Origin of the sequence: Pseudoxanthomonas sp. GW2 (assembly GCF_000283075.1) — a bacterium.
Taxonomy (GTDB): domain Bacteria; phylum Pseudomonadota; class Gammaproteobacteria; order Xanthomonadales; family Xanthomonadaceae; genus Pseudoxanthomonas.
In genome coordinates, this window is sequence record NZ_ALIP01000156.1 from 19044 (window position 1) to 45230 (window position 26187).

The window sequence follows — 26187 nt, forward strand, 5'->3', positions numbered from 1 at the left end:
CCTTGATCCCCCACACAGAGACGTGAGCATGACGATCATCCGGATGACCGACCTCGACCTGACCGGCAAGCGCGTGCTGATCCGCCAGGATCTCAACGTGCCGATCGACAACGGTCGCATCACCTCCGAGCAGCGCATCACCGCCTCGGTGCCGACGCTCAAGCTGGCACTGGAGAAGGGCGCCGCGGTGATGGTCACCTCGCACCTGGGGCGGCCCAAGGAAGGCCAGTGGAGCGAGGCTGATTCGCTGGCGCCGGTGGCTGCGCGCCTGTCCGAGCTGCTGGGCGTGGACGTACCGCTGGTGAAGGACTGGGTCGACGGCGTCGAGGTCAAGCCTGGCCAGGTCGTGCTGCTGGAGAACTGCCGCATGAACGTCGGCGAGGGCAAGGACGACGAGGCGCTGGCGAGGAAGTACGCGGCGCTGTGCGACGTGTTCGTGATGGACGCCTTCGGCACCGCGCACCGCGCCCAGGCCTCGACCCACGGCGTGATCCGCTTCGCCCCGGTGGCCGCCGGCGGGCCGCTGCTGATGGCCGAGCTGGATGCACTGGCCAAGGCGCTGGACAACCCGGCGCGCCCGCTGCTGGCCATCGTCGCCGGCAGCAAGGTCTCGACCAAGCTGGAGCTGCTGACCAACCTGGTCGGCAAGGTCGACCAGCTGATCGTCGGCGGCGGCATCGCCAACACCTTCATCGCCGCGGCCGGCTACAACGTCGGCAAGTCGCTGTACGAGGCCGACCTGCTGGAGACGGCGAAGAAGATCGCCGCCGATGCCCAGGCGCGCGGCGCGCAGATCCCGTTGCCGGTGGACGTGGTGGTGGCCCCGGCGTTCGCCGCCGACGCCCCGGCCACGGTCAAGCCGGTCGACCAGGTCGGCGCCGAGGACATGATCCTGGACATCGGCCCGCAGACCGCCGCGCAGTACGCCGGGCTCATCAAGTCCGCCGGCACCGTGGTCTGGAACGGCCCGGTGGGCGTGTTCGAGTTCGATGCCTTCGGCAAGGGCACCGAGACCCTGGCCCGCGCCATCGCCGAATCGAAGGCGTTCTCCATCGCCGGCGGCGGCGACACCCTGGCGGCGGTGGACAAGTACGGCATCGAAAAGGACGTCAGCTACATCTCCACCGGCGGCGGCGCCTTCCTCGAGTTCCTGGAAGGCAAGACCCTGCCGGCCGTGGCCGCCCTGCAGGCGCGCGGCGGCTGAGGCCTGGCGCGACCCAGCGCCCCCTGTGACCGGAAGCCGGCGCCGCGAAGGCGCCGGCTTTTCCTTTTGCGCACCGGACTTTTTATCCGCTGCTCCCGCCGAATGCGTTCTCCGGGCGCGTAGCTTCGGACGGCGCCGCGACAGGCCAGGCCTGCGGTGGCCGCCCGGGCGCACGTCCATGCGCGCACCCGCTACCGCGGCCAAGGCCTGCCCGGCCTGGCAGGTCCTGCTGGCGCTTCGGGGGGCTTGGCCCGGCCACTCCTGGCCAAATGGCGCCTACGGTCTCGCCAGGCCTGCGGAACTTGACCGGGCGTCAACGAAGCTGGCCGACCTGACGCTCACCGAGGACGCCGTATCCGCGCATGCCGGGGCAAGTGGCACATGGACGTGCCACGGCCGCGCGTACGGACAGGACGTCCGTCCGCGCGGTGCACCGGCATGCGTGGATGCGGCGGCCCCCTCCGAAGCCAGCGCCCTTGCCCTTGCCCTTGCCCTTGCCCTTGCTCTTGCTCTTGCTCTTGCTCTTGCTCTTGCTCTTGCTGTTGCTGGAGCTGGAGCTGGAGCTGGAGCCGGCCAGGTTCCCTGCTAGAGTTCGCGCCATGCCTACCGAACGACCAATCGACCGCCTGCTGGCGATCATGGCCCGCCTGCGCGACCCGCAGGGCGGCTGTCCCTGGGACCTGGAACAGGATTTCTCCACCATCGCCCCGTACACCATCGAGGAGGCGTACGAAGTCGCCGACGCGATCGACCGCAAGGACCTGGCCGCGCTGAAGGACGAACTGGGCGACCTGCTGCTGCAGGTGGTGTTCCATGCGCAGATGGCCGCCGAACAGGGCGCGTTCGCGTTCGACGACGTGGCCAACGCGATCAGCGACAAGATGGTGCGCCGCCACCCGCACGTGTTCGGCGAGGCCAGCTTCGCCGATGCCGAGGAGCAGACCCTCAACTGGGAGGCGATCAAGCGCGCCGAGCGCCAAGCAGCCGGCGAGCAGGACACCTCGGCCCTGGCCGGCATCTCCCGCGGCCTGCCGGAATGGCAGCGCGCGGTGAAGCTGCAGTCGCGCGCCGCGCGCACCGGCTTCGACTGGCCCGGCCCGGAGCCGGTGCTGGAGAAGCTGCAGGAGGAGATCGCCGAGGTGCGCGCCGAGTTCGCGCGCGGCGACGTGGCCGCCAACCGCGAGCGCCTGGAGGACGAGATCGGCGACCTGCTGTTCGTCGCCGCCAACGTCGCCCGGCACGCCAAGGTCGATCCGGGCGCCGCGCTGCGCCGCGCGAACCACAAGTTCGAACGCCGCTTCCGCGCGATGGAGGCACTGGCCGCGGCCGCCGGCACGCCGCTGCCGACCCTCACCCTGGAGCAACAGGAAGCGCTGTGGCAACAGGTCAAGCAGGCCGAACGCGAGGGCGCGGGGGCGGCGTGACCACCTTCGCGCTGTTCGTGGCCACCGCCATCGCCGAGATCCTCGGCTGCTGGCTGGTGTGGTCATGGCTGCGCAATGACGGTAGCGCCTGGCTGCTGCTGCCGGCGGCACTGAGCCTGGCGGTGTTCGCCTGGCTGCTGACCCTGCACCCGACCGCGACGGGTCGGGTGTATGCCGCCTATGGCGGGGGCTACATCGGCACCGCGCTGGCCTGGCTGTGGGCGGTGGACGGCGTGCGCCCCACCCGCTGGGACCTGCTGGGCGTGGCCCTGTGCCTGGCCGGGATGGCGGTGATCATGTTCGCGCCCAGGCAGGCCTGAGTACGCCGCATGCGGTTCAGTGCGAGGCCGCGCTGCCGCCGTCGTAGAACATCAGGAAGGCCGCGCCCACGATCAGGGCGAAGGCCGCGTAGTGGTTCCACTTCAGCGGCTGGCCCAGGTACCAGGCCGAGAAGCCGGCAAACACCACCAGGGTGATGATCTCCTGGATGGTCTTGAGCTGGACCACCGAGTACACCCCGCTGCCCATGCGGTTGGCCGGGACCATCAGGCTGTACTCGAAGAAGGCGATGCCCCAGCTGGCCACGATCGCCATGAACAGCGGCGCGCTCTTGTACTTGAGGTGGCCGTACCAGGCGAAGGTCATGAACACGTTGCTGGCCAGCAGCAACAGCACCGGGACGAGGTAGTTCGACAGGGGCAGGGCGGGCATCGTCGGGCCGCAGGGCAGGGATGAGGCGCGCAGGATAATCCACCGCCGCGGCCCGGGCGGGCCGCGGCAGTGGCCTCAGTACTGGCGCAACGCCAGCATCGGCGGCGTGCGCAGGATGGCGCGGGTGCCCGACCAGCCGGCCACCAGGCTCAGCGCGATGCCGATCGCGCCGCCGCCCAGCAGCGCCGGCCACGGCGGCGACAGCGCCAGCTCGAACAACTGGCGCGAGACCAGCGCGCCGATCACCGCCGCCGCCGACACCGCCAGCAGCGCCGCGACCAGCCCCAGCATCCCGAACTCCACCAGTACCGCGCCGCGCAGCTGGCCATGGCGCGCGCCGAGCGTGCGCAGCACCGCGCTGTCGTAGCGGCGTTCGCCGGCGGTGGCCTGCAGCGCCGCCAGCAGCACCAGCACGCCGGCGGCCAGGCTGAAGCCCATCACCAGCTGCACCGCCTGGGCCACGCGTTCGATCACCTCGCGCACCCGCTCCAGCAACGCCTCGATCTCCAGCACCGAGACGTTCGGGAACTCGCGCACGACCGGCGCCAGCGCCGCGGTGCGGCCGGAGGGCAGGTGGAAGCTGGAAATCAGGTTGTATGGCGCATCGCCCACCGCGCCGGCATTGAGCAGGACGAAGAAGTTGACCCGGAACGAATCCCAGTCGGCCTTGCGAATGCTGGTGACGGTGAAGGTGCGTTCCTGTTCGCCCAGCTGCAGGGTCAGGCTGTCGCCCAGGCCGATGCCGTAGCGGCCGGCCCAGCCCTGTTCGATCGAGGCCTCGGCGGCGTCGGTGGTCTCGCTCCAGAACGCGCCTTCGAGCAGGGTGTTGGCCGGCGGGAACGTGTGGCGCCAGGAGAAGTTCACCGGGCGGTCGGCGTCGTTGCCGTCGTCGCCTTCGTCCACCGCGGTCCGCTGCGGCGGCTTGCCATTGATCGCGACCAGGCGACCAGTGCCGAACGGCTGCAGGTCCGGATCGGCCACGCCCATTCCGCGCAGTGCCTGTTCCACCGCTTGGGCCTGGTCGCGCTGCACGTTGAGCAGGAAGTGGTTGGGCGTGTCCGGCGGCAGGCGCTCGCGCCATTGCCCGAGCAGGCCGGGGCCGACCACCGCCAGCAGCAACAGCGCGCACAGCGACAGCGACAGGCCCACCAGCTGCACCACGGCCAGGCCGCGGCGCCGCGCCAGCGCGGCCAGGCCAAGCCGCCACGGGCCATGCAGGCGCGATTGCAGCCGTCCCAGCAGCCACAGCAGGCTGGCGCCCGCGGCGGCCGCGAGCAGGGCAAGCACCGCCAGGCCGCCTAGCACCCAGGCGGCCAGCCGCGCATCGCCGGTGGCGTACACCGCCAGCGCCACGGTGGCGGCGAGCGCGGCCACGTAGGCCAGCAGCGAGGTCGCGGGCAGGGCGGCGAAGCTGCGGTTGAGCACGCGCATCGGCGGCACCCCGCGCAGGCGCAGCAGCGGCGGCAGGCCGAAGCCGAGCAGGATCAGCAGGCCGATGCCGGCGCCGGCCAGCATCGGCGCGGCCTGCGGCAGCGGCAGCCGCGCCGGCACCAGGCTGCCCAGCACCTCGACCAGGGCGACCTGGGCGAGCATGCCCAGGCCCACGCCCAGGGCGCAGGCGGGGATGGCCAGCAGCACCAGCTGCACCGCCAGCGAGGCGAGGATGTCGCGCTGGCGCGCGCCCAGGCAGCGCAGGATCGCCACCGCGTCCACCCGGCGCAGGGCAAAGCGGTTGGCGGCCAGCGCGGTGGCCACGCTGGCCAGCAGCACTGCCAGCAGCGCGGCCAGGGCGAGGAAGCGGCCGGCGCGGTCGAAGGCATTGCGCAGGCCCTGCTGCGCGTCCTCCACCCCGACCAGGCGCTGGCCGGGCTGCAGGCGCGGTTGCAGCCATTCGCGCATGCCCGCGATCGCCGCCGGCGGGCCGGCGAACATCAGCCGGTAGCCGGCGCGGCTGCCTGGGCCGAGCAGGCCGGCGGCCTCGACGTCGTCGCGGTGCACCAGCAGCGGCGGCGCCATCTCCATCAGCCCGCCGGAGGCATCCGGTTCGGACAACAGCACGCGGGTGATGCGCACCTGGCTGCTGCCCAGCTCGATGCTGTCGCCCACCTCCACGCCCAGGCCGACCAGGATGCGCGGATCGGCATAGGCCTCGCCCGGCGGTGGGCCGCCGGCATCGGCAACCTGCAGGCCTGCCGTATCGCTCGCCACGCGCAGGCGGCCGCGCAGCGGATGGGCACCGTCCACGCCCTTGATCGTGGCCATCTGGCTGGAATCGCCATGGAACAGCACGCTGGGGAAGGTCACCAGACGCGCGACCGCCAGGCCACGCGCGCGCGCTTCGGCGGTGAATTCGGCGGGCGGGTCGGTGCGTCCCTGCACGCCCAGGTCGCCGCCGACCACCTCGGCCGCGCTGGAGGCCAGCGCCAGGGTGACCCGGTCGACCAGGGTGCCGACCGCGGTCATCGCCGCCACGCCCAGCACCAGCGCGGCGAACAGGGTCAGCAGGTCGCCGGAAAGGAACTCGCGGCGCAGCGAGCGCGCCGCGTGGCGCAGCACGTTCATGCGCCTTCCCCGCCTTCGCCCAGCCGCACCGGGCGGCCGGGGTCGAGCCGGTAGACGTGGTGGCAGCGCCGTGCCAGGGCCAGGTCGTGGGTCACCATGACCAGAGTGGTGCGGTTGCTGCGGTTGAGCTCGAACAGCAGCTGGCTGACGTGCTGGCCGGTGGCCTGGTCGAGGTTGCCGGTGGGCTCGTCGGCGAACAGGATCCGCGGCCTGGCAACGAAGGCGCGGGCCAGGGCCACGCGCTGCTGCTCGCCGCCGGAAAGCTGCCGCGGATGGTGCCGGCGGCGGTGCTCCAGGCCGACCGCGGCCAGCACCTCGGCCACCCGCGCCGGATCCTCGCGCCCGGCCAGTTCCAGTGGCAGGGCCACGTTCTCCTCGGCGGGCAGCGAGGGCAGCAGGGGGAAACTCTGGAACACGAAGCCGACCTCGCGCGCGCGCAGCGCGGCGCGGGCTTCCTCGTCCAGCTGGTCCAGGCGCTGGCCGGCGAGGGCGATGCTGCCGCGGGTGGGCAGGTCCAGCCCGGCCAGCAGGCCCAGCAGGGTGGTCTTGCCCGAGCCGGAGGCGCCGACGATGGCGACGCTGTCGCCTTCAGCCACGCTCAGGTCGACGCTGTCGAGAATGCGGACCTCGCCCTCGGGGCCGGCCGCGGACTTGCCCACGCCGCGGACCTCGATGGCGCTGGCTATGCTGGTCAGGGTGTGGGTATCGATGGGAGGCTCCGGATGCGCAAGTTCAGGTGGGGGACGGCCATGGGCCGCGCGCTGGCGGTCCTGCTGGCGGCGCTGCTGCTGCCAGGTCCGCTGCTGGCCGCGCCGCAGGCCCGGGCCAGGGGCCCGGTGCTGGTGGTCGGTGACAGCCTCAGCGCAGAGCACAACATACCCAGAGGCACCGGCTGGGTCAGCCTGCTGGAGCGGAAGCTGCAGGCCGAGCCGTCCCTGGCACGGCCGGTGGTCAACGCCAGCATCAGTGGCGAGACCAGCGCCGGCGCCCTGACCCGCCTGCCTGCGCTGCTGGAAAAACACCGTCCTTCGGTGCTGGTGATCGAGCTGGGCGGCAACGACGCCCTGCGCGGCCTGGCCCCGGCCCAGCTGGAGGCCAACCTGCGGCGCATGGTCGAGCTTGGCACCGCCGCCGGCGCCCGGGTGCTGCTGCTGGGCATCGACGTCCCGCCCAACTACGGCCCGGCCTACCGCGAGCGCCTGCGCCGCACCTACGAGGGCCTGGCCCAGCGCCAGGGCGTGGCCCTGGTCCCGTTCTTCCTGGAGGGCGTGGCCCTGGAAGAAGGGCTGATGCAGGCTGACGGCCTGCACCCCACCGCCGCGGCCCAGCCGCGGCTGCTGGACAATGTCTGGCCGGCGCTGCGGCCGTTGCTGTAGCGGTCGCCGCCTTCACGCCCCATCCACCGGGGCTGCGGCATGTTTCACAAAGCTGAAAACCCGATACGGAGCGTCCGAAACATGCGTCAGGGCAAAGAAACCTCAGGGCTGGTGCTGGTCGTCGAAGACAACCGCAACATCTCCGAGATGATCGGGGAATACCTGGAAAGCCGTGGCTTCGAAGTCGACTACGCCGCCGACGGACTGGACGGCTACCGGCTGGCGGCCGAGAACAGCTACGACGCGGTGGTGCTTGACCTGATGCTGCCGCGCCTGGACGGCATCGAGGTCTGCCGCCGGCTGCGCAGCGATGCGCGCAAGTCGACGCCGGTGCTGATGCTGACCGCGCGCGACACCCTGGACGACAAGCTCACCGGCCTCGGCCACGGCGCCGACGACTACCTCACCAAGCCGTTCGCGATCCAGGAGCTGGAGGCGCGCCTGCGCGCGCTGATCCGGCGCGAGCGCCGCCAGGTGGGCTCGGAGGTGCTGACCGTGGCCGACCTGGTGCTGGATCCGGTCAGCATGCGCGTGACCCGCGGCGGCGTGGAGCTGCAGCTGTCGCCGATCGGCCTGAAGCTGCTGACCATCCTGATGCGCGAGTCGCCCAGGGTCGTCAGCCGCCAGGAGATCGAGCGCGAGATCTGGGGCAACAGCCTGCCCGATTCGGACACCCTGCGCAGCCACCTGTATAACCTGCGCAAGGTGATCGACAAGCCGTTCGACCGCCCGCTGCTGCATACCGTGCAGAGCGCCGGGTACCGGGTGGCGGACATCGCGCAGCCGGTCACCGCGTGACCAGGTAGCCGAAGGGGAAACAGGGGGAATGGAACGCAAGACGGCGGCCGGCTGTCCGGCCGCCTTGGCCACGGGGGCGCGGGGCCCGGTCCACCCACTCACGGAACGGCGATGCGCGCGGGCCTACACTCGCGCCGTCCCGTGTTGAATGCCCCCATGCCCCACGGCCTTTCCCGCAAGATCCGTATCGCCTTCATCCTGCAGGTGGTGATGGCGAGCCTGGCGATCGTGATCGCCTTCTTCGTGGTCGGCACGCTGTTCAAGTACAGCTTCATCCGCAGTTCGCTGCAGGAGGAGGCCCGCCACTACTGGGAACTGCGCGAATCCGCGGCCGCACAGCCGCCGCCCAATACCTTCTCGCTGCGCGCCTACCTGGTCGAGCCGGGTGGCTCGGCCGAAGCGTTGCCGGCCTACCTGCGCGGGCTCGCCCCGGGCTTCCACGAGCTCAAGTCCGAAGGCCAGATGGTCTGGGTCGAGCGCAAACCGCAGGGCACGTTGTACGTCGCCTTCCTGCGCGAGCAGGCCAACCGCCTGGCCTGGTGGTTCGCGGTGCTGCCGGCGATGCTGGCGCTGTTCGCGATCTACGGCGCGACCTGGCTTACCTACAAATCGTCCAAGCGCCTGGTCTCGCCGGTGGCCTGGCTGGCGCGCCAGGTCTCGCGCTGGGATCCGCGGCGGCCGGACATCGCCGCGCTGGCGCCGGACCGGCTGCCGGCAGACATGCAGGGCGAGGCGCGGCAGCTGGCCGGGGCGCTGCACGCGCTGGGCGAGCGGGTCGAGGCGCAGCTGACCCGCGAGCGCAACTTCACCCGCGACGCCAGCCATGAGCTGCGCACCCCGCTGACCGTGATCCGGGTGGCCAGCGACATGGCCCTGGCCGACGAGACCCTGGAGCCGCGCCTGGCGCGCAGCCTGCGCCGGATCCAGCGCGCCGGGCGCGACATGGAGGCGGTGGTCGATGCCTTCCTGATCCTGGCCCGCGAGCCGGACGTGGTCCCGCAGAGCGAGTGGTTCGACGTGTGCGAGGTGGTCCACGAGGAGGCGCTCAAGGCGCGCATGCTGCTGGGCGACAAGCCGGTGGAGTTGCAGGTGGCCTGCGAGGGCGCGCCGCGCATCTACGCCCCGCCGCGGGTGCTGCACGTGGTGCTCGGCAACCTGCTGCGCAACGCCTGCAGCTATACCGACCGCGGCCTGGTCGAAGTCACCGTACACGAGGGCCTGGTACAGGTGCGCGACACCGGCATCGGCATGTCGGCCGAGGCCCTGGCGCGGGCGTTCGAGCCGTTCTACCGCGCCCGCCCCGAGTACCCGGTCGGCACCGGCCTGGGCCTGTCGATCGTGCGCCGGCTGTGCGAGCGCTTCGGCTGGACCATCGAGCTGGAGAGCACCCTGGACAGCGGCACCACTGCCCGGGTCCGCTTCAGCAGCCAGCCGCCACCGGGCACCGACCCGTACCTGCAGGGCTGAACGTTTCCCACCGGCGGGCGTCAACCGATCCCCGGGTCGTGCGTTAACCGGGGTAGTCCTCCCATCCATGCGCCCATGAGCCGAACCTCGCGTCCGAATTCCCGTCCCCGCTGGCTGCCGTTGGCCGGCGGCGTGCTCGTCCTGGCCCTCCTCGGAGGCGCTGCCTGGTACTGGGGGGGCGCGAGCCGCGACGCCGAAGCGGCGTGGCGCACCGCGCCGGTGGAGCGCGGCAACATCCGCGTGGCCATCTCCTCAACCGGCACCCTCAGCGCCACCTCGACCGTGACCGTGGGCAGCCAGATTTCCGGCCAGGTGCTGGAGGTGCTGGTCGACTACAACGACCGGGTGACCGAGGGCCAGGTGCTGGCCCGGATCGACCCGAAGACCTACGAGGCGCAGATCGCCCAGGGCAATGCCCAGGTCGCCAGCGCCCAGGCCAGCCTGCGCCAGGCCCAGGCCGCCCTGGCCAACGCCGAGGCCGACTACCAGCGCAAGGCCGCCCTGGTCGAGCGCCAGCTGATCGCGCGCAGCGACGTGGACCTGGCCAAGGCGGCGCTGGACCAGGCCCGGGCCCAGGTCGCCTCGGCCCAGGCCCAGATCCGGCAGCAGGCCGCCTCCACCGAGACCACCCGGGTCAACCTGGAGCGCACCGTGATCCGCTCGCCGGTCAATGGCGTGGTCCTGACCCGCAGCATCGAGCCCGGCCAGACCGTGGCCGCCAGCCTGCAGGCCCCGGAGCTGTTCACCATCGCCGAGGACCTGTCGAAGATGAAGATCGAGCTGTCGGTGGACGAGGCCGACATCGGCCAGGTCAAGCCCGGCCAGCGCGTGAGCTTCACCGTCGACGCCTTCCCCGACCGCCAGTTCCGTGGCGAGGTGCAGCAGGTGCGCCTGGCGGCGACCACCAACAACAACGTGGTGACCTACCCGGTGGTGGTGAGCGTGGACAACAGCGACGGCACCCTGCTGCCGGGCCTGACCGTCAACGCCGAGATCGAAGTCAGCCGCCGCGACGACGTGCTCAAGGTGTCCAACGCCGCGCTGCGCTACAAGCCGGCCGACCAGCCCGCCGCCGCCGCGGCCCCGGGACGCGGCCCGCGCGGCGCCGGCATGCTCGAGGACCTGGCAGCGTTCGTGGCCGGCATGGACCTGGCCCCGGCGCAGAAGAGCGCGTTCGAGGCCGACCTGGCCGCCGCGCGCCAGCGCCAGGAGGAAATGCGCAAAGCGATGGAGGCCTCGCGCCAGGCCACGCCGCAGCAGCGCCCGGGCGCTGGCGGCCCGCCGATGATGATGATGGGCGGCGCCCGCCAGCAGCAGGCCAACGCCGGCGGGCAGATGCGCCAGCGCATGCTCGAGCGCTTCCAGCAGGATTTCGCCGGCTTCTTCGCCACCCTGGACGAGGTGCAGCGCCAGGCGGTGGAGCGCGAGCTGGCCAACCTTGCCGGCGCGCGCCGGGTGACCGTCTACCGGCTGCAGAACAACCGGCCGGTCCCGGTGGTGGTCCGGGTCGGTGCCAGCGACGGCAGCAGCACCGAGATCGCCGGCGGCGTCAAGGAAGGCGACCTGCTGGTGACCGGCGAGCGGGCGGCCTCGCGATGAGCGCGCAGTCCCCGAAGGCGGCGGGCGCCGCGGTCACCCCGGTGATCGAGACCCGCGGCCTGCGCAAGGTGTACTCGCCGGGCACCGAGGCCGAGGTGGTGGCCCTGCGCGACGTGGACCTGACGGTCATGCCGGGCGAGTTCCTCGCCATCATGGGCCCCTCCGGCTCGGGCAAGTCCACGCTGATGAACCTGATCGGCTGCCTGGACACGCCCAGCGGCGGCCAGTACCTGTGCGACGGGGTGGACGTGTCCACCCTGGACGCGGAGGAACTGGCGACCCTGCGCCGGGAGAAGATCGGCTTCGTGTTCCAGGGCTTCCACTTGCTGCCGCGCATGACCGCGCTGGAGAACGTGGCCATGCCGCTGGGCTATGCCCGCGTGCCTGTGGCCGAACGCCACGAGCGGGCGCGCGCGGCGCTCGAGGCGGTGGGCCTGGGTACGCGCGTGGACCATCGTCCCAACGAGTTGTCCGGCGGCCAGCAGCAGCGCGTGGCGATCGCCCGCGCGCTGATCAACAACCCGCCGCTGCTGCTGGCCGACGAGCCCACCGGCGCGCTGGACAGCCGCACCGGCGAGGAAATCCTGGCCCTGTTCAAGCGCCTGCGCGACGAAGGCCACACCGTGGTCCTGATCACCCACGACGCGCACGTCGCCCGCCATGCCGACCGCATCTGCGTGATGCGCGACGGCCAGCTGCACGAGGCCACGCACGAGGAGGTGGGCCCATGACCTTCATGGACATCCTGCGCACCGCGGTCTTCGCGCTGCGCGGCAACTGGATGCGCAGCGCGCTGACCTCGCTGGGCGTGATCATCGGCATCGCCGCGGTGATCGTGATGGTGTCGGTCGGGCAGGGCACGCAGGCGGAGATCGAGCGCCAGCTTGCCGGCCTGGGCGCGCAGAAGCTGGACATCGGCCCGCAGGTGCAGCGCGCCATGGGCGGCGTGCGCATGAGCGCCAGCAGCTTCTACACCCTCACCGAGGGCGATGCCGAGGCGATCCGCGAGGAGATCCCCGAGGTGCAGCTGGTCTCCGCCTCGCTGCGCGGCAGCAGCCAGATCGTGTACGCGGAGAACAACTGGTCCACCAGCTGGCAGGGCATCCAGCCGGACTTCCTGCAGATCAACGGCTGGCAGGTCGCCAGCGGCAGCGCGTTCGAGCCGCAGCACTTCAACGGCGACAAGGTGGTGCTGCTGGGCGAGACCGTGCGCCGCGAGCTGTTCGGCGCCGGCACCGGCATCGGCGAGACGGTGCGCATCGGCCGCACCAACTTCACCGTGGTCGGCACCCTCAGGCCCAAGGGCATGAGCGGCTTCGGCCGCGACCAGGACGACGTGGTGATGGTGCCGCTGGAGACCGCGCGCCGCCGCCTGATGGGCGCCATGGGCCTGCCGCCAGGCGCGGTGATGGACATCTCGCTGACCGTGGCCCATGCCGACGACCTGGCCTACGTGCAGGGCGAGGTGGAGTCGCTGCTGCGCCAGCGCCACCGCATCGACCCGGGCGCGGCCGACGACTTCCAGGTGCGCAACGTGTCGCAGCTGGTGGCCACCCGCAACGAGACCACCCGGCAGATGTCCTGGCTGCTTGGCGCGGTGGCGACGATCTCGCTGGTCGTCGGCGGCATCGGCATCATGAACATCATGCTGGTGTCGGTGACCGAGCGGATCAAGGAAATCGGCCTGCGCCTGGCGGTGGGCGCCGGTCCTTCGGACGTGCGCCGGCAGTTCCTGGCCGAGGCCATGCTGCTGTCGCTGGGCGGCGGCCTGCTGGGCATCCTGTTCGGCATCGCCGGCGCGCTGCTGGTGGGCCACTTCAACACCGACCTGCCGATCCAGCTCAACGGCAAGGTGATCACCCTGGCCGCGGCGTTCTCGGTGGCCACCGGGCTGTTCTTCGGCTACTACCCGGCACGCAAGGCCTCGCAGCTGGACCCGATCGAGGCGCTGCGGCAGTAACCCGGAACGCAGTCCACAGCCGGCCATCGCAGCGCGGTGGCCGGCTTCTTCCGTGAGGCGACCGGCGGACGCCGGGGCAGGAGCACGCATCGGCATGCGGATGCGCGCCGGGCACCCCGGACGTGCGTGCGGCAGGTCCGCAGCCGATCGCGCACGCGGACGTGCCGGTCATCCGGACAGGGAAGGAATGGATCGATGGTTGCGTGCGCCGGGAGCCTGCGCGCCGCGCCGCCGTGGCGCCAACTGCCCGCTCAGCAGGTCACAGGCCCTGCTCGTAGCGCACGTAGGGGACGGTGCCTTCCTCGGCGTCGAGGTTGGACGGGGCGAACGGGTTCTTGCCGCGGGTGACCACGTTCTCGGCGCCGACGGTGAGCTGGCCGCTCCACGGCGTGCGCCAGGTCAGGCCCAGGCCCAGGCCTTCCCACTTGTTGCCCGGCTGGCCGTTGACCTCGACCACGCGGCCGATGATGTTGGCGCTGAACGGGCCGTAGCCGCCGCCCACGCTCAGCGACTTGCTGTCCCAGCGATGGGCCAGGCCCGGCGCTTCGGTTACCGGTACCAGACGCGCGCGCGCATAAGTGCCGGCGATGGAGACGTAGGCCTCGCTGCCGATGTCCTTCTGGCCGAACACCTGCAGGTCGTTCTGCTCGAGCTTGCCGGCACCGGCCAGCGGGGTGCCGGAGGCTTCGGCCGACAGCCAGCCCGGCAGGGAGGCATCGCGCACGGTCCCGGCGGCCACGCCGAGGCGGTTGCCCTGGCGGCCGACGCTGGCGCTGGCCGACAGGCGGCGGCCACTGGCCTCGTGGTCGTTGCCCAGGGACGCCAGCAGGCAGCTGCTGGCGAGGCTGTTCACGCTGGTGCCGCTGGTATTGCTGCACAGCAGGCCCAGCGAGTCGCCGGCGCCGAGGCCGAAGGCCGCGTCCAGCGACTCGCTGCCGAAGCGCCAGGTCGAACCCGGCGAACCGGGGCGGTTGCCACGCGCCGGCTCCAGCAGCAGCAGGGCCTCGACCTTGCCGCTGCCCTTGTTCCACACCGGCAGCACGGCCTGCTCGGAACCCGCCCGCACCTGGCCATGCGCGCCCGCCGCCGCGATCAGCGCGGACAGGGCAAGGGCCAGCAGGGGCGGACGGCGCAGGGACATGGCTTCCTTTCAGACCAGCGGACGGCACGGGAGTTCCCGTGCGGTCAGAGCCTGCATCGTATGGGCTTTACGAATGATTAACAAGCGCCGTTCCTCCCCGTGGACAGCCAGCTCGTCGGTGGAGCAGCGTCATGCCCCTACTGCAGGCGCTCCGGCGCCGGTGCGTTGGGCTGCGCCGGCGACCCAAACAATACCCCAATCCGGTCCAGGGGGAAGTGGTACTCGCGGCCGCAGAATTCGCAGCGGACGTCGACCTGGCCGGTGGCCGCGGCGGCCGCCCGGAACTCCTCCTCGCCCAGGCTGCGCAGCATGCCCTCCACCCGCTCCACCGAGCAGGAGCAGCCGAAGGCGACCGCGTGCTCCTCCAGCAGCTGGGGGTCTTCCTCGTGGAACAGGCGGTGCACCAGCAGCCGCGGCGGGGTCGCCAGCAGCTCGGCCTCGCCCAGGGTCTCGAACAGGGCGCCGACGCGGTTCCAGGCGTCGGCGTCGCCTTCCTCGCCGGGCAGCTTCTGCAGCATCAGGCCGGCGGCGTGCTCGCCGTCGGCGGCCAGCAGCAGGCGGGTGGGCAGCTGCTCGGACTGGCGGAAGTAGTCCTCGAAGGCCTCGGCCAGGGACTCGGCGCCGCCCAGGGCCACCAGGCTCTGGTAGCGCAGCGGTTCGCGCGGGTCCAGCCCGGGGTTCTCCACGGTGACTGCCAGCAGCGCGTCCTCGCCCAGCTGCGAGGGCGCGCGCGGGGCGTCGGCCCCGTCCTCCAGGCGGGCGATGCCGCGCACGGTGCCGGCGGCGGTGCACTCGGCGAACAGCGAGCGCAGCGGGCCGCTGGCGCGCAGCTGCACCGACAGCCGGCCGTCGACCTTCACATGGCTGGTGAACAGCGCCGCGGCGGCCACCGCCTCGCCCAGCAGCGCGGTGGCGCCGGACGGGTAGGCGGCATGGGACAGCAGTTCGCGCCAGCTGCCGGCCAGGCGCACGTAGACGCCGCGAACGCCGGCGGCGGGCAGGAGGAAGCGGCCGCGCAGGTCACCGGCGGCGGGGACGGGGGAGGGGCTGTTGGTATCCATCGCCACACAATGCGCCCGGCGGCCGCGGTTTCCAAGCGGTGCTGGACGCTCACGCCGGAGCCGCTACCATCGCGCCGCGCATCCACCGCGTCACCGGAACCGCCGCCATCGCTGAGCCCGCCTCCAATCCGCCCCGCCGCAGGCGCCGTCGCTGGCTGCGCGTGCTGCTGTGGCTGCCGGTGCTGTTCGTGGCCGCGACCACGGCCCAGGTGGCGCTGCTGCGCTTCATCGACCCGCCGGCCTCGGCCTTCATGCTGGCCCGCCAGGCCGAGGCCTGGCGCGCGGGCGAACGGGACTTCCGGGTGGCCTACGACTGGCGCGACCTGGAGCACATCGCCCCGGCGCTGCCGATGTCGGTGATCGCGGCCGAGGACCAGAACTTCGCCCGCCACCGGGGCTTCGACCTGGACGCGATCGAGAAGGCGATGGAGAACAACGCGCGCGGCCGCCGGGTGCGCGGCGCCAGCACCATCAGCCAGCAGGTGGCCAAGAACCTGTTCCTGTGGCAGGGCCGCAGCTGGGTGCGCAAGGGCCTGGAGGCCTGGTACACGGTGCTGATCGAGGCGCTGTGGCCCAAGCGCCGGATCCTGGAGGTCTACGTCAACATCGCCGAGTTCGGCGATGGCATCTACGGCGCCCAGGCCGCCGCGCGCAGCTACTGGCGCAAGGACGCCTCGCGCCTGTCGCCAGGCGAGTGCGCGCGCCTGGCCGCGGTGCTGCCCTCGCCGCGCCGCTACAACGCCGTGCGCCCCGGCCCCTACGTGCAGCGGCGCGCGGCGTGGATCCAGCGCCAGGTGCGCCAGCTCGGCGGCCCCGCCTACCTGGAACGGCTGGACTGAGCCACGCCGCGCGGGCCTGTACGATGGGCAGGATGGACAACCAGCGGCATGACCTGTTGACCGTGGTGGTGGCGTGCTTCAACGAAGCCGACTCGCTGCCGTTGCTGCACCCGCGCATCCGCCGTGCCCTGGACGGGCTGGAGGGCGTGGCCAGCCGCATCCTGTACGTGGACGACGGCAGCCGCGACGCCACCTGGCAGCGGCTGCAGGAGATCGCCGCCGCCGACCCGGAGGTGGCGCTGCTGCGGCTGTCGCGCAACTTCGGCAAGGAGATCGCGCTGACCGCCGGGCTGGACCAGGTCACCGAGGGCGCGGCCATGATCCTCGACGCCGACGGCCAGGATCCGCCGGAGCTGATCCCCGAGTTCGTCGCGCGCTGGCGCGAGGGCTACGACGACGTCTACGGCACCCGGGTCGCGCGCGAGGGCGACAGCTGGCTGCGGCGCGGCACCGCCGCCGCGTTCTACCGCGTGATCGGGCGCCTGTCGCACACCCCGGTGCCGGCCGACACCGGCGACTACCGCCTGCTGTCGCCGCGCGTGCTGGCCGCGCTGCGCCAGCTGCGCGAACGCCACCGCTTCATGAAGGGGCTGTTCGGCTGGGTCGGCTATCGCCGCGTGGCCCTGCCGTACCGGCGCGGCGCGCGCGTGGCCGGGCGCAGCAAGTTCGGGCTGTGGCGGCTGTGGAACTTCGCCCTGGAAGGCATCACCAGCTTCTCCACCGCGCCGCTGCGGATCGCCACCTACCTGGGCCTGCTCACCGCGCTGGTGGCGTTCTTCGCCGGGATCGCGGTGGTGTTCAAGACCCTGGTGTGGGGCGACCGGGTGGCCGGCTGGCCGACGATGATGGTGGTGATCCTGTTCCTCGGCGGCGTGCAGCTGATCGCGCTGGGCACCATCGGCGAGTACCTGGGCCGGCTGTACGAGGAGGCCAAGCAACGGCCGCTGTACCTGGTCGACGCCTGGCACGCGCCGGCGGGAGTATCCTTGGCCCCACAGTCCGCGGACGGAGGCGTCCATGCGCACGGTACGTCAACTGCTGGCGGAGAAGCCGGCTGAGGTATTCGCCGTAACCCCCGACGCGCCGGTGATCGAGGCGGTGCGGCTGATGGCGGAGAAGTCGATCGGCGCGGTGCTGGTGATGCGTGGCGACGAGCTGGCCGGGATCCTTTCCGAGCGCGACTACGCGCGCAAGATCGTGCTGCAGGGCCGTTCCTCGGCCGATACCCCGGTCAGCGCGATCATGACCGGCGACGTGGTCACGGTCAGGCCCGACCCCCGGTGCCGGCCTGCATGCAGCTGGTCACCGAGCGCCGCATCCGCCACCTGCCGGTGGTCGAGCAGGGCCGGGTGACCGGGGTGATCTCGATCGGCGACCTGGTCAAGGCGGTGATCGCCGACCAGCAGGTCGAACTGGAGCAGCTGCAGCGCTACATCGCAGGCTGAGCGCGCGGCTTCAGCGCGCGTACTTGCCGCCGCAGTCGCTGTCCTCGCCCGGGCCGGTCTCGAAGGTCGCCAGCAGCGCGGCCGGCGGGGTGATGCTGCCCAGCGCCAGGGCGATCGCGCCGCGCACGCCCAGCGCCTTCATGTCCGGGCGGAAGGAGGGATCCTTGAGCGTGCCGCCCAGCCGCAGCGGCGAGCGCAGGCTGAGGATGCTGCGGTCCTTGGGGCGCGGGCGCAGCAGCAGGTCCAGGCTTTCGTCCTTCAGGCTGATCGTGCCCTCGCCGACGATGATCGTGTCGGTGCTGTCGAACGCCAGCGCGCGCGAGGTCATCAGCCCGTCGTCCACGGCGAAGTCGGCGAAGACGCAGCGGATCGGTACCTGGCGGTCGTCGGTGAGCAGGAACTTAAGCGATTCGGCGATGTCCAGCCCGGCCAGTTCCATCACCAGGTTGCTGACCCGGCCGCGGCCCATGCCCACGGCGACGTCGCCGTCCGCTTGCGCCAGCAGCGCAGCCACCGAGTTGCCGGCGCCGGCCAGCCGCACCTCGCCGCCGATGCGCCCGGCCGTGCCTTGCGCCAGTTCGGCATTGGCGAACAGCTTCGGCAGTTCCAGCCCGCGCAGGCTGGCCTGGAGGCGGGTGCGGATCGGTGCCTTGCGCGCGTCCATGCGGATGTCCGCGCGCACCTTGCCGCCGGCCACGCCGAAATCCAGCGGCTGCAGCCGCAACAGGCCGCCCTGCAGCACCAGGTGCGCGTCCATGTCCTCGATCATCGGCAGGCTGGGGGCGTGGATTGCCTGCGCGCGCCAGCGCACGTCCGCGTCCATGGCGTTGAGCTTGGCCAGGTCGTAGGGCTTGTCGGGGAACAGGCGCGGGCTGGCGGCGCGGCGTGCGGCTTCGGCCGCCTGCTCGGGGGTGGCGGTCTCGTCGCCGCCCGCGGACGGCGGCGCGCCGAGGAAGCCGGCCAGGTCGTCGAAATCAAGCTTGCGCGAGAGCAGCTGCGCGGTGAACAGCGGGCGCTCGCCGGAGGCGTCGATCCGCACGTCGCCGGACAGGTCGCTGTCGCCTACCGTGCCCTTGAAGCCCTCGTAGCGCCACAGCTCGCCGTCGCGGCGCAGGCGACCGTCCAGTGCGTACGGCGGCGAGGGCGGCAGGGCCAGGCCCAGCAGCGGGTACAGTTCCTCCAGGTCGGCGCCGGAGAGCTTCATGCGCAGGTCGAACGTACGGAAGCGGAACGGGTTGGTGAGCGTGCCGCTGGCACTGGCCCGGGTGCGGCCGGCGCGGGCGTCCAGGTCGATCCGGTAGGGGGTGTCGCTGTCGGCCAGTTCCAGCGGCGAGGCGGCCTGGCCCTGCAGCCGGAACGCGGCGCCGCGCCAGTGGCCCTTGCCGGCGACCGCGACCGGCGCCTGGCCGCGGTCGCCGCCTTCGACGCTGTCCAGGGTGATGTCGATGTCCGTGCGCGCGGCCGCGTCGGCAAAGCGCAGGCGGCCGTCCTCGATCCACAGCCGCTCCAGCCGCCAGCGCGGATCCGGATCGGGTTCGTCGTCGCCGTCGCCGAGCTCCCAGTTGCCGCCTTCGCCGTCCGGATCCGTTTCCAGCAGGATGTCCGGGCGCACCGCCCGGATCTCCTTCATCCGCAGGCGCAGCGCCAGCAGCGGCCAGGGCGCGATGTCGACTTCCACCCGTTCGGCCGCGGCCATGCGCGGCTGCTTGGACCAGGCCGCGTTGGACAGGCTCAGCCGGTCGGCGGAAACGGTGATGGTGCGGCCCAGGTCCACGTCCAGGTCGCCGCCGATGCGGAACTCGCGTCCGGTCGCCGCGCCCACCGCGCGCTCGAGCGGGCGCTTGAACCAGTTCCAGTCGAACAGCAGCACCAGCACCAGCAATGCCAGTGCCAGCGCGCCCAGCACGTAGCCGGCCGTGCGCGAGGGCCGCCAGCGGCGCAGGCGGGCGAAGCGCGACGGTGGGGGAGGCGCGCGTTCCATGCGCCCAGTATCGGCGCGCGCCGTGCACGGCACGCGAACGCGGGGGCCGCGCGGGACCTCAGAGCGCGTGCAGGCGCGGCGACAGCACCTGGGCGCTGACGGCGACGAAGTGGCAGACGCTGCCGGCGATCACGAACAGGTGCCAGATCGCATGCGAGTAGGGGATCGACTCGCGGTGGTAGAAGACCGTGCCCAGGGTGTAGGCGACGCCGCCGCCCAGCAGCCAGCCCAGGGTCCAGCCGTCGAGCGAGGACAGCATCGGCTTGGCCGCCACGACCACCAGCCAGCCCATGGCGATGTAGATCGCGGTGGACAGGCGCTTGAAGCGGCCGGTGAAGAACAGCTTGAACACCACCCCGGCCGCGGCCAGGGTCCAGATCGCGGCGAACAGGCTCCAGCCCCACGGGCCGCGCAGCCCGATCAGGGTGAAGGGCGTGTAGGTGCCGGCAATCAGCAGGTAGATCGCGCAGTGGTCGAACACCTTCAGCCGGCCCTTGGCCACCGGGTGCTGGATCGCGTGGTAGAGGGTGGAGGCGGTGTACAGCAGCAGCAGCGCCAACCCGAACACGATCGCGCTGGCCAGCTGCCAGCCGTCGCCGTAGATTGCCGCCAGCGTGATCAGCACCGCGCCGGCGGCCAGGGCCGCGGCGGCGCCGAGCCCGTGGGTCAGCGCATTGGCGATCTCGTCGCGCAGCGACGTCGCGTCCTGGTTGGAGTCTGGCGCAGGCGAAGGGGCGACCGGCATGGCGCGCACGTTATAGCAAACGCAGCGCGTTTTGCACCCGTACGGTAAGGCGCGCCATCGAACGGCGGCCGGGAAGGCCGGCCGCCGTTGCCGTGGTCAGTCCACGCTCACGCTGTGCGCATGCTCGCGGGTGGCCAGGAAGCGCACCGAGGGCGCGCGTTCCTGCGCCAGCTGCAGGTTGACCCGGGTCGGGGCCAGGTAGACCAGCTCGCCGGCCGCGTCGATCGCCAGGTTCATGGCGTTCTTCTCGCGGAATTCCTCCAGCTTCTTCGCGTCGTCGCACTGGATCCAGCGCGCGGTGGCCACGCCGACAGGCTCGAAGCTGGCGTCCACGCCGTACTCGTCCTTGAGGCGGTAGGCGACCACGTCGAACTGCAGCATGCCGACCGCGCCGAGGATCAGGTCGTTGCTCATCAGCGGGCGGAAGAACTGGGTCGCGCCCTCCTCCGACAGCTGGGCCAGGCCCTTCTGCAGCTGCTTGAGCTTGAGCGGGTCCTTCAGCCGCGCGCGGCGGAACAGCTCCGGGGCGAAGTTGGGGATGCCGGTGAACGACAGCGCCTCGCCCTCGGTGAAGGTGTCGCCGATGGAGATGGTGCCGTGGTTGTGGATGCCGATCACGTCGCCCGGCCAGGCCTCGGCGGCGATCTCGCGGTCGGAGGCCATGAAGGTCAGGGCGTTGGCCAGCTTCACTTCCTTGCCGCTGCGCACGTGGAAGGCCTTCATGCCGGCGGTGAAGCGGCCCGAGCACACGCGCATGAACGCGACGCGGTCGCGGTGCTGCGGGTCCATGTTGGCCTGGATCTTGAACACGAAGCCGGTCAGCTTCTCCTCCTGCGGGGCGACCTCGCGGCCGGTGGTGGCGCGCGGCTGCGGCGGCGGCGCGTGCTCGACGAAGAAGTCCAGCAGCGGCTGCACGCCGAAGTTGTTCACGCCCGAGCCGAAGAACACCGGGGTCTGTTCGCCGCGCAGGTACTTGTCCTTGTCGAACGGATCGGCCGCGCCCTGCACCAGCTCCAGTTCCTCGCGCAGGCTGGCGAGCATGTCCGCGCCGATCTTCTCCTCCAGGCCCGGCGCGTCCAGCGACGGGAAGATGGTCGAGTCCTGGCGGGTGAAGTTGCGGCCCGGCTCGTACAGGTGGACCTCGCCGCTGACCAGGTGGACCACGCCCTTCAGGCGCTGGCCCATGCCGATCGGCCAGGTCACCGGCGCGCACTTGATGCCCAGCACGGTCTCGATCTCGTCGAGCAGCTCGATCGGGTCCTTGCCCTCGCGGTCGAGCTTGTTGACGAAGGTCATGATCGGCGTGTCGCGCAGGCGGCAGACCTCCATCAGCTTGATCGTGCGTTCCTCCACGCCCTTGGCCACGTCGATCACCATCAGCGCCGAGTCCACCGCGGTGAGCACGCGGTAGGTGTCCTCGCCGAAGTCGGCGTGGCCGGGGGTGTCGAGCAGGTTGACGATGCGGCCCTCGTAGGGGAACTGCATCACCGAGGAGGTCACCGAGATGCCGCGCTCCTTCTCCAGCGCCATCCAGTCGGAGGTGGCGTGGCGGGCGGCCTTGCGGCCCTTGACCGAGCCGGCCATCTGGATCGCGCCCCCGAACAGCAGCAGCTTTTCGGTCAGCGTGGTCTTGCCGGCGTCGGGGTGCGAAATGATCGCGAAGGTGCGCCGGCGCGCGGCTTCGGTTGGGACATCGGACATGGGGGATGGCGCCGGGAGGCGCAGGGTCGGGCAGGAAGCCGGCAATTATACGGGCCGCCGCCGTCGCGGGCCGGGCGTCGCCGCCAGGCCCGCGCGGGCGGGTTCAGTTGCCCAGCCAGGGATGCGGCAGGGCGCGCAGGCGGCGGATGCCGAGCGCCTGCAGGACCAGGCCGGCGACCAGCGCGGCGGCGCAGAGCGGCGGTAGCCAGCGGATCGGCCCAGCCACCTCGTTGGCCACCAGCATGACCGGCTCGCCGAGGAGCAGCAGGATCGACAGCACCAGGACCGACCAGCGGCCGGCGTGGCTGTGCAGCGCCACCAGGGTCCAGCCCCAGGCCAGCGACAGGCTGCCCAGGCTCGCCCAGGCCAGCAGCGCGCAATACTCCGCGCTCGCGCCGCTGGCCACGGCGACGGCGAGCACCAGGGCGAGCGCGGGCAGGGCATGGACCAGGACCTGTTTCGCCAGGGCCCTGGCCAGCGCCGGCACCGGCTGCGGCGGCAGGCCCGGCAGCAGCGCCAGTTCGTGCAGGCCCCGGCGTGGCTGCCAGAACAGGACGAGCCGCCGCGCCAATGGGGTCATGCCGTTGGCGAAGACCAGGGTTGGCGCCAAGACCAGGGCCATGTTCAGCTTGCCGCCGACCACCACGGCGCCGAGCAGCAGCCACAGCAGCATCACCATGAGGATCGGTGCCTGCGCCACCAGCAGGTTGCGCGCCGAGTTGCGGCCGAAGCCCGGGCCCAGGGCGATGCCCAGGGCCTGCTCCGGGGCCCGCGCCAGGTCGCGCCCCACCGGGGTGTGCGGGGTCGGGGCGCCGGCCTGCTGGCCGGCGTTCGAGGCGAAAGGAGTGCCGCGGCCGAGTTGCACCGCGACCGGGACCTGCCAGGGCGATCCGCCTTCGGGATCGCGTGGCATCCACAGCCAGCAAAGGGGCAGGCCAGCAGGATCCCCAGCGCGACCATGCCCAGCCCGGCGGGGCTGCGCAGCAGCTCGGCGAGCGCTGCGGCGATGGGTTCCGGCAGCCACCGTGCGAACAGGCCCAGGTTGATCATCAGCAGCATCGTCCACGGCGGCATGCTGGCCCACAGCAACCCGGTCGCCACGCCGATCGCCAGGATCGACGCGGCCATCGCGAAGCCGCCGCCGCTTGCCAGCGCCAGCACCGCGGCCGGCGGCAGCACTGCCAGCGCCATCATGGCCACGCCGGTGGCGATCGCATGGCGCAGCGCATGCGGCAGGCGCAGCCGCGACGCCGCCACGGCCTGGGCGACCAGGCGGCCGCCGGCCAGGAACGACCAGAACGCGGTCAGGCACGCGGCCAGCATGACGGGCACCAGGAGCGCCCGGGGCGAGGGATCGCCCAGCAGCGCCAGCACCAGGCCGATGGCGCTGGCCGCGGCGATGATGGCCCAGGTCCAGCCGCCGGTGGCCACGGCGCTGCGCATCGGGCCGGGCACGCGCAAGACGGTGCGGGGGGTGATCGGGGCGGCGCTCATCCGGCCACCTCGATGAACAGGTCTTCCAGGCCCAGGCGGTCGACGCGCACGCCTTCCACCAGCAGCAGGTCCTGCCAGCCCTTGCGGCCGGCCACGACCAGCTGCAGCTCGCCGCCGGCGGTCTGGCGGCGCACCAGCTCGCCCGGGAGCGCGGCCGGCACGCGTGCGGCCGCGGCGGCCGGCACGTGGATGCGCACGACTTCGTCCTTGACCTCGTCCAGGGCGCGGTCGAGCAGCAGCCGGCCCTCCTGCAGGAAGGCCACCCGCGAGGCGACGCGTTCCAGGTCGCTGACGATGTGGCTGGAGAACAGCACCGTGGTGCCCGAGTCCATGGCCTGGGTCACCAGCTCGCGCAGCAGTTCGCGGCGCGCCACCGGGTCCAGCGCCGAGGCCGGCTCGTCCAGCACCAGCAGCCACGGGCGCGGGGCCAGGCACGCGCCATCGCCAGGCGCTGCGCCTGGCCGGGCGAGAGCTTGCCGATCGGCCGCGACGGGTCGATGTCCCAGCGGCGCAACAGGCCCGCGGCGTGCGCCGGATCCCAGTCCGGATACAGCTGCGACAGGTAGTCGAACAGCTGCCCGACCTTCATCCACGAGAACGCCTGCGGCTGCTGCGGCACGTAGCCCAGGCGCGCCTTGCGCACCTCGTCCAGGGCCAGCGCAGGGGCACCCATCACCCGCGCCTCGCCGGCCTGCGGCCGCAGCAGGCCCAGCAGGCAGCCGATCAGGCTGCTCTTGCCGGCGCCGTTGCGGCCGACCAGGGCCAGCACCTCGCCCTGCGGTACGTCCAGTTCGATCCCGCGCAGTACCTCGTGGCAGCCATAGGCCAGGTGGATGCCACGCGCGGAGAGCGGCATTCCGGTGTCCAGTACGGGTGCGGGCACGGCCAGGGCATTCATGCGTCGTCCTCTTCCAGGAGTTGGCGCAACCGCGCGAGCACACGGTCGACGGGGAGTTCCAGTTCTCGGCTGTGGCGGGCGGCCTCGCGCAGGGCGGGCTCGAGCTGCTGCATGCGTGCGGCCACGCTCCCGATGGGGCGGGCACCGTGGGCCACGACCATGCCCTTCCCGCGCAGGCGCTCCAGCACGCCTTCGGCCTCGAGCTGGCTGTAGGCGCGGGAGACCGTCATCGGGTTGATGGCATGGACCGCGGCGACCTCGCGCACGGAGGGCAGGGCATCGCCCGGGCGCAGGTGGCCGGCGCTGGCGAGGCGCCGGATCTGCTCGGCGATCTGCCGGTAGATCGGGTCCGGCAGCCCCGGGTTGATGTGCAGCGAGGAGGCATCCATGTGTATCAATGCAACAATACACTTGGCCCGTGTCAAGCCATGCAACGCGCGGTGGGCTCGATGGGGGATGCAGTGGGGCCGGGCAGGGCCCGCGCCGGATCAGTGGCCGTCGCTATCGGCGTCGCGGGCGAAACGCAGTTCCGAGGGGCCGGCGAACATGCGGAACGGCACCGATTCCAGGCGCATGCCGCGGTTGACCTGTACCGCGAAGTGCAGGTGCGGGGCGGTGCTGAAACCGGTATTGCCCGACAGGGCGATGCGCTGGCCCTGGCGCACCCGCTGCCCGACCCGCACCAGCACCCCGTCGGCCTTGAGGTGGGCATACAGGGCCATGCTCCCGTCCGCATGCAGGATGCGCACGTAGTTGGCGCGGCCGCCGTAGCGCCCGAGGTCCAGGCCGGTGCCGGCATGGTCCGATTCGACCTGCATCACCACGCCCTCGCGCGCGGCCAGCACCGGGGTGCCCTCGGGCATGGCGAAATCCACCGCGTAGCGGTTCTGCGCGTCGGCATGGCTGAAGCTGCCGCCGAAACCCTGGTCCACCCGCACCCGCGGGTGCTCGAACGGCAGGCGGTATTCGTAGTCCAGCGGGCGTGCGCGCGGGTCGCCCGGCATCTGTTCCAGTACCACGTCGAAGCTGCCGCCGCGGCGCGGGTCGCTGGCATAGAGGCGGGCGACCACCGCTTCGGCATGCGCCGGCACCACCGTGCGCACGGGCATCGCCGGCGCGCTGGTGACGTTCTCGCCCTCGCGCAGGCGCAACACCACCTCCACCGGTCCGGGCAGGCGGTTGCCGGCGCGCACCTCGTGGTGGCTGCCGCGGTCGACCAGACGCAGCTGCACCGGCGGGCCGTCCTCGCCGCGGTAGCGCGGCCCGGCCTCGTTGGCGGCGGCGTCGGCAGGCGGAACCTCGCGGTAATGTCCGGCGCCGCCCTGGTCGCCGCGCCAGAAGCGTGAAGCCCCGGCGGGGCTGGCGCCCAGGGCCAGGCCGGCCAGCACCAGCAACAGCCAGCGCCGTGCGCGTAGCCGCCTCACCGGCTGCCTCCGGCGTGCCGGCCGGCGAGCTGCGGGAGGAGCGGGGCGGGGCGGGCTGGGGGCATGGGCGTGATTATCCGCACGCTTCCGACGCGACGCGCAATTAGTTTCATCTCTGCATCAAGATGAAGCGATTGACACGCCCGGGAGGGGGTGGCAATCTGGCCGCGCCATCGAGACCGGCGGAGGGACAGGCCCTTTGATGCCGGGGCAGCCAGCGGACGCGCAAGCGTTGCGCAACGGTGCCAAATCCTGCGGGGACCTCCGCGTCCACCGGAAGATGGTTCGAACGTGCCGCCAGGCATGTCGAACGCGGGCCGCGCAGGCTCGGTGGCGTGACCTTTCCCGGATCCGCCA

At 72.1% G+C, this 26187-nt stretch carries 25 protein-coding genes, 1 pseudogene and 1 riboswitch; of the genes and pseudogenes, 13 read left to right on the top strand and 13 right to left on the bottom strand.

Going from position 1 to position 26187, the window contains the following annotated elements; translation table 11 throughout:
- Positions 1-28 precede the first annotated feature (28 nt).
- From B351_RS0114775 to B351_RS0114785, 3 genes are all read left to right on the top strand, one after another.
- On the top strand, positions 29-1204 hold the full coding sequence (locus B351_RS0114775; RefSeq protein WP_026010763.1) for a phosphoglycerate kinase: 1176 nt from the start codon (positions 29-31) through the stop codon (positions 1202-1204).
- A gap of 599 nt (positions 1205-1803) precedes the next feature.
- On the top strand, positions 1804-2628 hold the full coding sequence (gene mazG, locus B351_RS0114780; RefSeq protein WP_019399811.1) for a nucleoside triphosphate pyrophosphohydrolase: 825 nt from the start codon (positions 1804-1806) through the stop codon (positions 2626-2628).
- Positions 2625-2948, top strand: a complete 324-nt coding sequence (locus B351_RS0114785) for a YnfA family protein (protein WP_019399812.1) — start codon at positions 2625-2627, stop codon at positions 2946-2948. Before mazG ends, B351_RS0114785 begins: the two co-directional genes overlap by 4 nt.
- A 16-nt stretch (positions 2949-2964) precedes the next feature.
- On the opposite strand, the gene B351_RS0114790 is transcribed toward B351_RS0114785, so the two are convergent.
- The 3 genes from B351_RS0114790 to B351_RS0114800 form a co-directional block, all read right to left on the bottom strand.
- A complete protein-coding gene (locus B351_RS0114790; protein WP_019399813.1) occupies positions 2965-3339 on the bottom strand; it encodes a DMT family protein in 375 nt (124 codons plus the stop codon).
- A 75-nt stretch (positions 3340-3414) separates the two neighbouring features.
- Positions 3415-5901, bottom strand: coding sequence for an ABC transporter permease (locus B351_RS0114795; RefSeq protein ID WP_019399814.1), 2487 nt, complete (start codon positions 5899-5901; stop codon positions 3415-3417).
- On the bottom strand, positions 5898-6560 hold the full coding sequence (locus B351_RS0114800; protein WP_019399815.1) for an ATP-binding cassette domain-containing protein: 663 nt from the start codon (positions 6558-6560) through the stop codon (positions 5898-5900). Before B351_RS0114800 ends, B351_RS0114795 begins: the two co-directional genes overlap by 4 nt.
- A 63-nt stretch (positions 6561-6623) precedes the next feature.
- Here B351_RS0114800 and B351_RS0114805 point away from each other — a divergent pair, with 63 nt between their 5' ends.
- The 6 genes from B351_RS0114805 to B351_RS0114830 all read left to right on the top strand — a co-directional run bounded on the left by B351_RS0114805 (position 6624) and on the right by B351_RS0114830 (position 13101).
- Positions 6624-7277: an arylesterase gene (locus B351_RS0114805; RefSeq protein WP_026010765.1), complete on the top strand. Its 654-nt coding sequence runs from the start codon at positions 6624-6626 to the stop codon at positions 7275-7277.
- A gap of 81 nt (positions 7278-7358) precedes the next feature.
- The gene (locus B351_RS0114810) at positions 7359-8075 is read left to right on the top strand and encodes a response regulator transcription factor (protein ID WP_026010766.1); all 717 of its coding nucleotides are present in this window, start codon (positions 7359-7361) and stop codon (positions 8073-8075) included.
- A gap of 156 nt (positions 8076-8231) precedes the next feature.
- Positions 8232-9542: a HAMP domain-containing sensor histidine kinase gene (locus tag B351_RS16965; RefSeq protein WP_019399818.1), complete on the top strand. Its 1311-nt coding sequence runs from the start codon at positions 8232-8234 to the stop codon at positions 9540-9542.
- Positions 9543-9617: 75 nt separating this feature from the next.
- Positions 9618-11141 (top strand): efflux RND transporter periplasmic adaptor subunit, encoded by a 1524-nt coding sequence (locus B351_RS0114820; RefSeq protein WP_026010767.1) that lies wholly within the window; start codon positions 9618-9620, stop codon positions 11139-11141.
- Complete coding sequence (locus B351_RS16970) at positions 11138-11872, top strand: ABC transporter ATP-binding protein (RefSeq protein WP_019399820.1); 735 nt, start codon at positions 11138-11140, stop codon at positions 11870-11872. The genes B351_RS0114820 and B351_RS16970 overlap by 4 nt, the downstream gene beginning before the upstream one ends.
- Positions 11869-13101 (top strand): ABC transporter permease, encoded by a 1233-nt coding sequence (locus tag B351_RS0114830; RefSeq protein ID WP_019399821.1) that lies wholly within the window; start codon positions 11869-11871, stop codon positions 13099-13101. The genes B351_RS16970 and B351_RS0114830 overlap by 4 nt, the downstream gene beginning before the upstream one ends.
- Before the next feature lie 259 nt (positions 13102-13360).
- Here B351_RS0114830 and B351_RS0114835 read toward each other — a convergent pair whose 3' ends face one another.
- Both B351_RS0114835 and B351_RS0114840 read right to left on the bottom strand, forming a co-directional pair.
- Positions 13361-14206 carry a hypothetical protein gene (locus B351_RS0114835; RefSeq protein WP_026010768.1) on the bottom strand — a complete coding sequence of 282 codons (846 nt, stop codon included), beginning with the start codon at positions 14204-14206 and terminating at the stop codon, positions 13361-13363.
- A 173-nt stretch (positions 14207-14379) separates the two neighbouring features.
- Positions 14380-15303: an Hsp33 family molecular chaperone HslO gene (locus B351_RS0114840; RefSeq protein ID WP_019399823.1), complete on the bottom strand. Its 924-nt coding sequence runs from the start codon at positions 15301-15303 to the stop codon at positions 14380-14382.
- A gap of 107 nt (positions 15304-15410) precedes the next feature.
- Here B351_RS0114840 and mtgA point away from each other — a divergent pair, with 107 nt between their 5' ends.
- The 3 genes and pseudogenes from mtgA (at position 15411) to B351_RS16975 (ending at position 17587) form a co-directional block, all read left to right on the top strand.
- The gene (gene mtgA / locus B351_RS0114845; protein ID WP_026010770.1) at positions 15411-16142 is read left to right on the top strand and encodes a monofunctional biosynthetic peptidoglycan transglycosylase; all 732 of its coding nucleotides are present in this window, start codon (positions 15411-15413) and stop codon (positions 16140-16142) included.
- 32 nt (positions 16143-16174) lie between these two features.
- A complete protein-coding gene (locus B351_RS0114850) occupies positions 16175-17200 on the top strand; it encodes a glycosyltransferase family 2 protein (RefSeq protein ID WP_019399825.1) in 1026 nt (341 codons plus the stop codon).
- Positions 17160-17587: pseudogene (locus tag B351_RS16975) on the top strand (CBS domain-containing protein). Before B351_RS0114850 ends, B351_RS16975 begins: the two are co-directional and overlap by 41 nt.
- 10 nt (positions 17588-17597) lie before the next feature.
- On the opposite strand, the gene B351_RS0114860 reads toward B351_RS16975, so the two are convergent.
- The 4 genes from B351_RS0114860 to B351_RS0114875 all read right to left on the bottom strand — a co-directional run bounded on the left by B351_RS0114860 (position 17598) and on the right by B351_RS0114875 (position 22927).
- Positions 17598-19568 (bottom strand): AsmA family protein, encoded by a 1971-nt coding sequence (locus B351_RS0114860; protein ID WP_019399826.1) that lies wholly within the window; start codon positions 19566-19568, stop codon positions 17598-17600.
- A gap of 58 nt (positions 19569-19626) precedes the next feature.
- Positions 19627-20313 (bottom strand): hemolysin III family protein, encoded by a 687-nt coding sequence (locus B351_RS0114865; RefSeq protein ID WP_019399827.1) that lies wholly within the window; start codon positions 20311-20313, stop codon positions 19627-19629.
- 96 nt (positions 20314-20409) lie between these two features.
- Complete coding sequence (locus B351_RS0114870) at positions 20410-22014, bottom strand: peptide chain release factor 3 (RefSeq protein WP_019399828.1); 1605 nt, start codon at positions 22012-22014, stop codon at positions 20410-20412.
- Positions 22015-22117: 103 nt separating this feature from the next.
- A complete protein-coding gene (locus tag B351_RS0114875; RefSeq protein WP_019399829.1) occupies positions 22118-22927 on the bottom strand; it encodes a hypothetical protein in 810 nt (269 codons plus the stop codon).
- Positions 22928-22972: 45 nt separating this feature from the next.
- Between B351_RS0114875 and B351_RS17865 the strand changes: the two genes are divergently transcribed.
- A complete protein-coding gene (locus B351_RS17865; RefSeq protein WP_198006238.1) occupies positions 22973-23524 on the top strand; it encodes a hypothetical protein in 552 nt (183 codons plus the stop codon).
- Here the strand turns inward: B351_RS17865 and B351_RS18195 are convergent.
- From B351_RS18195 to B351_RS0114895, 4 genes are all read right to left on the bottom strand, one after another.
- Positions 23505-23915, bottom strand: a complete 411-nt coding sequence (locus B351_RS18195) for a hypothetical protein (RefSeq protein ID WP_343202894.1) — start codon at positions 23913-23915, stop codon at positions 23505-23507. The genes B351_RS17865 and B351_RS18195 overlap by 20 nt on opposite strands.
- Entirely contained in the window at positions 23849-24406 is a 558-nt protein-coding gene (locus B351_RS18200) for an ATP-binding cassette domain-containing protein (RefSeq protein WP_343202895.1), read from the bottom strand. Before B351_RS18200 ends, B351_RS18195 begins: the two co-directional genes overlap by 67 nt.
- Complete coding sequence (locus B351_RS0114890) at positions 24403-24795, bottom strand: GntR family transcriptional regulator (RefSeq protein WP_019399831.1); 393 nt, start codon at positions 24793-24795, stop codon at positions 24403-24405. The genes B351_RS18200 and B351_RS0114890 overlap by 4 nt, the downstream gene beginning before the upstream one ends.
- Before the next feature lie 99 nt (positions 24796-24894).
- Complete coding sequence (locus B351_RS0114895) at positions 24895-25830, bottom strand: M23 family metallopeptidase (protein ID WP_232207944.1); 936 nt, start codon at positions 25828-25830, stop codon at positions 24895-24897.
- Positions 25831-25997: 167 nt separating this feature from the next.
- Positions 25998-26117: riboswitch (SAM riboswitch) on the top strand.
- The last annotated feature ends 70 nt before the right edge of the window (positions 26118-26187 follow it).

What these genes read in the sequence shown, in the direction of transcription:
- B351_RS17865 (WP_198006238.1), top strand. Translation starts at nt 22,973, where the DNA reads ATGCCCAGCCCGGCGGGGCTGCGCAGCAGCTCGGCGAGCGCTGCGGCG.
- B351_RS0114890 (WP_019399831.1), bottom strand. Translation starts at nt 24,795, where the DNA reads ATGGATGCCTCCTCGCTGCACATCAACCCGGGGCTGCCGGACCCGATC.
- B351_RS0114850 (WP_019399825.1), top strand. Translation starts at nt 16,175, where the DNA reads ATGGACAACCAGCGGCATGACCTGTTGACCGTGGTGGTGGCGTGCTTC.
- B351_RS0114790 (WP_019399813.1), bottom strand. Translation starts at nt 3,339, where the DNA reads ATGCCCGCCCTGCCCCTGTCGAACTACCTCGTCCCGGTGCTGTTGCTG.
- B351_RS0114860 (WP_019399826.1), bottom strand. Translation starts at nt 19,568, where the DNA reads ATGGAACGCGCGCCTCCCCCACCGTCGCGCTTCGCCCGCCTGCGCCGC.
- B351_RS0114795 (WP_019399814.1), bottom strand. Translation starts at nt 5,901, where the DNA reads ATGAACGTGCTGCGCCACGCGGCGCGCTCGCTGCGCCGCGAGTTCCTT.
- B351_RS0114830 (WP_019399821.1), top strand. Translation starts at nt 11,869, where the DNA reads ATGACCTTCATGGACATCCTGCGCACCGCGGTCTTCGCGCTGCGCGGC.
- B351_RS0114865 (WP_019399827.1), bottom strand. Translation starts at nt 20,313, where the DNA reads ATGCCGGTCGCCCCTTCGCCTGCGCCAGACTCCAACCAGGACGCGACG.
- B351_RS16970 (WP_019399820.1), top strand. Translation starts at nt 11,138, where the DNA reads ATGAGCGCGCAGTCCCCGAAGGCGGCGGGCGCCGCGGTCACCCCGGTG.
- B351_RS0114805 (WP_026010765.1), top strand. Translation starts at nt 6,624, where the DNA reads ATGCGCAAGTTCAGGTGGGGGACGGCCATGGGCCGCGCGCTGGCGGTC.
- B351_RS16965 (WP_019399818.1), top strand. Translation starts at nt 8,232, where the DNA reads ATGCCCCACGGCCTTTCCCGCAAGATCCGTATCGCCTTCATCCTGCAG.
- B351_RS0114840 (WP_019399823.1), bottom strand. Translation starts at nt 15,303, where the DNA reads ATGGATACCAACAGCCCCTCCCCCGTCCCCGCCGCCGGTGACCTGCGC.
- B351_RS18200 (WP_343202895.1), bottom strand. Translation starts at nt 24,406, where the DNA reads ATGAATGCCCTGGCCGTGCCCGCACCCGTACTGGACACCGGAATGCCG.
- B351_RS0114810 (WP_026010766.1), top strand. Translation starts at nt 7,359, where the DNA reads ATGCGTCAGGGCAAAGAAACCTCAGGGCTGGTGCTGGTCGTCGAAGAC.
- mazG (WP_019399811.1), top strand. Translation starts at nt 1,804, where the DNA reads ATGCCTACCGAACGACCAATCGACCGCCTGCTGGCGATCATGGCCCGC.
- B351_RS0114870 (WP_019399828.1), bottom strand. Translation starts at nt 22,014, where the DNA reads ATGTCCGATGTCCCAACCGAAGCCGCGCGCCGGCGCACCTTCGCGATC.
- B351_RS0114820 (WP_026010767.1), top strand. Translation starts at nt 9,618, where the DNA reads ATGAGCCGAACCTCGCGTCCGAATTCCCGTCCCCGCTGGCTGCCGTTG.
- B351_RS0114875 (WP_019399829.1), bottom strand. Translation starts at nt 22,927, where the DNA reads ATGCCACGCGATCCCGAAGGCGGATCGCCCTGGCAGGTCCCGGTCGCG.
- B351_RS0114775 (WP_026010763.1), top strand. Translation starts at nt 29, where the DNA reads ATGACGATCATCCGGATGACCGACCTCGACCTGACCGGCAAGCGCGTG.